Source organism: Pseudonocardia sp. Ae717_Ps2, assembly GCF_001932475.1.
GTDB lineage: Bacteria > Actinomycetota > Actinomycetes > Mycobacteriales > Pseudonocardiaceae > Pseudonocardia.
In genome coordinates this window covers 4,567,239-4,573,332 of record NZ_MCIS01000001.1, presented here as the reverse complement: position 1 = coordinate 4,573,332, position 6,094 = coordinate 4,567,239, and the positions used below count along the sequence as shown (strand labels likewise).

The following is a 6,094-nucleotide window of genomic DNA, read 5'->3' as shown; positions in this document are numbered from 1 at the left end:
GCTCCCGCCGTGCTGTCGATGTGGGACCTGCCGGAGATCCGGTCGGCCCCGCGACGGCCGGGCGTGTGGCCCACGGCAAGGACGGCACCCGGTGCGCGGCACGTGGACGCGATCCGGGACCTGGGGCGTCCCGACCCACGCGTGGCAGCGCCCCGGCCGCCCGCCCGCTGACACCACGAACCGCCCCCCGAACGGAGCGCTGTCCATGAGCACCTCCCCCGGCCACACGCCCACCCCGGATGGCGGGCCCGCCGAGCCCGAGGTCCCCGACACGGCCGAGGACCAGATCGCCTACCTCATCGACCCGGGCTGGCGGCCGACCCCCGGGCAGCCCGATCCCGGGCCGGCCCAGGTGGTGGGGGCCTGGATCCTGCGCGCCGACGGCGGGATCGAGGGGTTCCAGAGCAACCCCGACTACGTCCCGTCGGACCCCGGGTCACCGACCGACCCCGTCGACGCCGTCCTGCAGATCCTGGCCCTCGACCGGGAGGACGGCCTGCGCCCCGAGGACGAGACCATGGAGCTGCTCGACACGGTGCTGGTCGAGGCCCGGCTCGGCGTCGCTCTCGACGAGAACGGCGTCGCGGTCGTCCGGGCGGCACCCGGCGGGGGAGTCGTCCCCGTCGTCACCGCCGCCGCGCACCGCGACCGGGTCACCGGCGTCGCGTCCTGGCGCGAGACCACCGCCGCGGAGCTGGCCGCCGCCCTCCCCACCGAGGGCGTCGACATCGTGGTCAACCCCGACTCGCCCGCCCCTGCGCTGATCCCGGCCGCGAGGCTGCGCTCGCTCGTGGGCGGGGCCCCCACCGGGTGACCGGTTCGCGGGGGATCTCCCCCGTGGCGCGCGCGTGGGGTCCCGTCGTCGCTCCGCGGTGCCGGGGCCCGCACTAGACAGGGGAGGACCGCCGGAACCGACTCTGCCGAAGGGGCGCGATGGAGCCGCGACGCCGTACGGGACCGGTGCCGCGATGAGCGCGGCACTGGCCGTCTCGCCGATGGGCGGTACCGGGCACCGCAGCCTCGCCGACGCCGTGGCCGCGGCACCCGAGGGTGCCGTCATCAGCGTGGCGCCGGGAACCTACACCGAGCCCCTCGTCCTGCGGCAGGCCGTGACGATCCTCGCCGAGGAGGGCCCGGGCACCGTCCGGATCGCCCCTCGCGAGGGGGTCGCGGTGGTGCTGGCCGGGCCGCCGTCGGCGACCGCGCAGCTGTCCGGCATCACCGTGGCGGGCGCCGAGGGGGTGGTCGCGGCGGTGCTGGTGACCAGCGGGGCGCTGCAGCTGAGCGAGTGCGCGGTCACCGGCGCGGGCTGGTCGGCGGTGCTCGCCCGCGACGACGGCGCGGTGCACGCCCGCGACTGCACGCTGACCGCCCCGACGGGCGCGGGGGTCGTCGTCAGCTCCCCGGTGGGCAGCACCGTGTCGCTGTGCCGCATCACCGACGTCGGCACCACCGCGGTCGTGGTGGCCGGCGACGGCGTGCTGGACCTCGCCGCGACCCGGATCGAGAACCCCGCCGGCAACGGCGTGTTCGTCCACGAGCGGGGCCGGCTCACGCTCTCGGGGACGTCGGTGTCCGCGGCGGGCAAGCCGGCCGTCGCCGTCGAGCAGGAGGGTGCGCTCACCGCTTCCGACCTGCGGGTCACCGACACCGCCGGGGCCGGGCTGTACTTCGCGAGCAGTGCCGCGGTGCAGGTCGACGGCGCCGAGATCGGGCCGTGCGGCGCCGTCGGCGTGCACGTCGACCAGGCCTGCCGCCCGCAGCTGCGCGCGCTGACCGTGCGCGCCGCCACCGGGGCCGGGCTGCTGTGGACCGGCCGGGCCTCGGGCACCGCCACCGGATGCACCGTCGGGTCCACCGAGGGCGACGGGCTGCGGGTGACCGGGCGCAGCACCCCCGAGCTCGACGCCGTCGAGACCAGTGGCGACACCGGCGCCGGTGTCGTCGTCGACGACGGCGCCGACCCGTTCCTGCGCCGGCTGCGCGTCCTGGACGCCGGGACCTGTGCCCTGGTCGTCTCCGGTGGTGCCCGCGGCCGCCTGGAGAACGTGGAGATCGAACGCGCGGGCGCCGACGGGGTGCGGGTCACCGACGGGGCCCGCCCGCAGATCGACGGGCTGCGCCTGCGCGGCGCCACCGGGTCCGGTGTGGCCGTCGGCGGTGCGGCGTTGTCGCTGGCCGACGGCGACCTGTCCGCGGTCGGCGGCGACGGCGTCACCGCCGGCACCGGCGCCGACCTGACCCTGCAGCACTGCCGTGTCGTCGGGGCGCCGGGCGCCGGGTTCCGCCTGGGCACGGGCTCCGGCGGCACCCTCGAGGGCTGCGGGGCCGTCGACGGGGGAGCGGACGGGATCGTCGTCGCCACGGCCGAACCGGTCCGGCTGACCGGCTGCACCGCACAGGGCAACGCCGGTGCCGGGCTGCGGGTCACGGCCCCCGCGGCGTCGCTGACCGTCGAACGGCTGGCCAGCCTCGCCAACGGGATCCCGGACGCGCCGGGGCCCCGGTCCGGTGGCCAGGCCGCGGTGGCCGACGGCGGCCCCACGGAGGTCGCCGCACCCGCACCGGGCGCGACATCGGCCCGGCGGCCGACCAACGACCCGCTCGACGCCCTGCACGCGCTCGTCGGTCTGGAGGGGGTGAAGGCCGACGTCACCTCGCTGGTGAACCTCAACAAGATGGCCAAGCGCCGCGTCGACGCCGGGCTGTCCGCCCCGCCGATGGCCCGCCACCTGGTGTTCGCCGGCGCGCCCGGCACCGGCAAGACGACCGTCGCCCGGCTCTACGGCGAGATCCTCGCCCGCCTCGGGGTGCTGCGGTCCGGGCACCTGGTCGAGGTGGCGCGCGCGGACCTGGTCGCCCAGATCATCGGCGGCACCGCGATCAAGACCACCGAGGCGTTCACCAGCGCGCTGGGCGGTGTCCTGTTCATCGACGAGGCCTACACGCTGTCCAGCGGACGAGGCGGCACCGGCCCCGACTTCGGGCGCGAGGCGATCGACACCCTGGTCAAGCTGATGGAGGACCACCGCGACGACGTCGTCGTCATCGCCGCCGGCTACTCGAAGGAGATGCAGCAGTTCCTGGAGGCCAACCCGGGCATGGAGTCCCGCTTCAGCCGGACCATCGAGTTCGCCAACTACGACGCCCCCGAGCTGGTCACGATCGTGCGCAGCCAGTGCGAGCGCCACGACTACCGCCTCGCCCCGGAGGCCGAGCAGGCCCTGCTCGCCTACTTCGAACGGATTCCGAAGGACGGCACGTTCGGCAACGGGCGCACCGCCCGTCGGGTGTTCGAGCGGATGGCCGACCGGCAGGCGTCCCGGCTGAGCTCCGGCGGCGCCGTGGATCCCGCCGACCTGACACTGCTGACCGTGGATGACCTCGAACTCGCCGTCTGAGGCCGTCGCAGGTCCGGGGCTCGACCGGTCAGCCGGAGAACCCCGGGTCCTGCATCGCCGTCATGAGCTCGGTGCGCGACCGGTAGCCGGTGCGCGCGAACATCCGGCCCAGCCTGCCCTCCACACTCTTCTCGCTGACCTGGAGGATCGTGGCGATCGTCCGGTTGCCGAAGCCCTGCCCCACCAGCAGGCCCAGCAGCCGCTCGTTCTCCGCCACGACCGAGGCCCGGCCCGGCACGGTCACGCCGGCGCGGGTCATCAGGCCGCGGACCCAGCTGCGGCACAGCAGCGCGCCGAGCTCCCCGAAGAGGTCGTAGCACTCCCACAGGTCGTCGGGCCCCACGAGATCGAGCTCGCCCAGCATGCCGATGACCGTCGCCAGTTCGAGGGGGATCCCGCGCTCCCGGGCGAGCCGCAGACAGCTCTCGACGGTCGCCCCGTCGCGGTCGACGAAAGAGCGCACGAGCAGCAGGTACAGCTCCGTCCGCGAGGTTCCCAGCATCCCGTGCAGACGTTCCAGCGCCCCGCCCACGCGCCGTGCGCCGTCGGCGTCGCCGCGAGCCATGGCGATGCGCGCCACCTGGAGGTGGGTCGCCTCGGTCCCGATGAGGACACCGCGCTCCTCCGCGTCGGCGACCGAGCTCTGCAGCCGGTCCATCGCCTCGTCGAGGTCCCCGACGGCGACGTCGGCGAGGGCACGGGGGGCGGCGAGCAGATGTCGCAGCGACGACTTCGCCGCGATCGCCTCGTCCAGGAACTCCCGGGCCCGGGTGATGTCGCCCCGGGCCAGCAGCAGGAAGGCGTGGTGCTGCTGGGTCAGCTCCAGGCCCGCGTCGTGCCCCACGACGAGCCCACCGACGCGGTAGCGGCGGGCCAGGTCCTTCGCCTCGGTGGTCCGGCCCTCCAGGAACGCCAGCGAGGCCCGGTCGGACAGGCTCAGCATCTCCGGGGTCAGCCCCTCGCTCGCCATCAGTCGGCGGGCCCGGTCGACCTCGCTGAGCTGGAGCAGGAGTGTGACCAGCCCCTGGACGAAGGCCAGTTGCCGACGGGCGGAGTTGTCCTTCGGCCACAGTTCGCGGTCGGCGAGCAGCGTCTCGAACGTCGCCGGACGTCCCGCACCCAGCTCGGCCATCATCGAGATCGTGTCCCCGAGGTAGGAGTTCGCCCCCGGACCGCGCCACGCCCACCGTGTCTCGTCGAGCAGCTCCAGGGCGTCCCGCCACCGGCCGAGCATGAACAGGGCCAGCGCCCGCCACGAGGACCGGGCGGCCACGTCACCGGGGAGTTCGCGGCGGCCGTGGGCGACGGCGCGGAGCCCCTCGATGTCGCCGAGGCTGCGCATCGAGCCGAGCAGCGTCGCACCGGCGTCGATCACCCACTCCTCGGGCAGGACGTCGCCGAGGTCATCCAGGACGGACTCGATGGTCGTGACGGCGGTGGCGTAGTCACCGGTGCGGTAGCAGCTGGTGGCGTACATCCAGCGGGCCATCGCCTCGTCGGCGCGGTCGGAGGACAGTTCCGCGGCGGCCAGCCACCAGGCCTTCGTCCGGCCCGGGTCGTCGGCGGCACGGATCGTGGCCCGCTGGACCAGCTCGGTCCGGGCCCGGCCGGTGTCCAGCAGCGCGCCCGCCTCGGCGATCCGGTCGGTGAGGTAGTCGGGGTCCTCGGCGCGGGCGGCGCCCGTCCACACCGCGACGACGGCGGTGACGGCCACCCAGCGCCGCTCGTAGGGGCCCAGACAGGCGGCGAGCTCGACCGCCACCTGCGGGACCGGGAAGCGCCAGCCGCCGTCCGCCCCGCCACGGTGCAGCACTCCGGCGTCGACGAGCTCGCCGAGGTGGTCGTGGGCCTGCTCGACGCCGATGTCGAGGCTCGCGGCGAGCAGCCGGGGCAGTGCGGGCCCGAGCGGCGCGAGCAGGGCGACGGCGGTCGCGACCGGCCACATGGCGGGTCCCAGGCGACGCACCGGGCGCAGCAGCGGCCCGTCCGGACGGGGGGTCGGCCCCTGCCCCGGACCGAGGTAGGCGTGCCGGTCGGAGATCACCACCCGGCCTCCCGCCGAGAGGCTTCCCAACAGGTCCAGCACCGCCTCCGGCACCCCCCGCGTCCGCGCGAGCACGAGGTCGACCAGCTCGGGTGCCGGACGGCTGCGCAGCTGCTCGGCCAGCAGGCGCGCGATCTGCGCACGGTCGAGCGGCCGCAGCCGGTGCGAGTCGAGGACGCCGTCGCGACGCAGCGCACGGACCACCGGGACGAAGGGACGCAGGAACCCCGGGACCGGGGTCTGGACGGTGAACACCGCCCGGACTCCGGCCTCGGCCAGGGACGGCACCAGCGCGGCGAGCACCGCGACCGAGTCGGGATCGCTGCGATGCAGGTCGTCGACGAGCAGGGTCAGCCGGTGCCGGTCGAGCACCATCGCGATCGGTGCCGCCACCCGGGCGGCGAGGGCGGGGGAGTGCCGGGCGCCGTCGACCGGGTGCAGCAGCGTCGGCGGGACCCGGTCGAGGACGGCCGTGCTCCCGTCGATCACCGGACCGTCGGGGGTGTAGCGCAGGCGCAGGACCTCGCCGCCGCGGTCCCCGATCCCGGCGCCCAGCCGGTCGAGCAGGGCGGTGCGCCCGATACCCGGCGGTCCGTGCACGAGGGCCGGGCGGGTTCCGTCGTCCGGAAGGTCCGGGACGGGCAAGGGT

Annotated in this window: 3 protein-coding genes; 2 read left to right on the top strand and 1 reads right to left on the bottom strand. The window is 75.7% G+C overall.

Features of this window, described 5'->3' with window-relative positions:
• Nucleotides 1-205 precede the first annotated feature (205 nt).
• Together Ae717Ps2_RS37410 and Ae717Ps2_RS21025 are read left to right on the top strand one after the other, a co-directional pair.
• Nucleotides 206-814, top strand: a complete 609-nt coding sequence (locus Ae717Ps2_RS37410) for a type VII secretion system-associated protein (protein WP_158071527.1) — start codon at nucleotides 206-208, stop codon at nucleotides 812-814.
• 154 nt (nucleotides 815-968) lie between these two features.
• On the top strand, nucleotides 969-3,401 hold the full coding sequence (locus Ae717Ps2_RS21025; RefSeq protein WP_075333803.1) for a right-handed parallel beta-helix repeat-containing protein: 2,433 nt from the start codon (nucleotides 969-971) through the stop codon (nucleotides 3,399-3,401).
• Between the two features lie 28 nt (nucleotides 3,402-3,429).
• Here Ae717Ps2_RS21025 and Ae717Ps2_RS21020 read toward each other — a convergent pair whose 3' ends face one another.
• Nucleotides 3,430-6,090: an AAA family ATPase gene (locus Ae717Ps2_RS21020; RefSeq protein ID WP_143510424.1), complete on the bottom strand. Its 2,661-nt coding sequence runs from the start codon at nucleotides 6,088-6,090 to the stop codon at nucleotides 3,430-3,432.
• Nucleotides 6,091-6,094 lie beyond the last annotated feature (4 nt).

Coding starts and splice junctions, on each gene's coding strand:
- Ae717Ps2_RS37410 (WP_158071527.1), top strand. CDS start 206: ATGAGCACCTCCCCCGGCCACACGCCCACCCCGGATGGCGGGCCCGCC.
- Ae717Ps2_RS21025 (WP_075333803.1), top strand. CDS start 969: ATGAGCGCGGCACTGGCCGTCTCGCCGATGGGCGGTACCGGGCACCGC.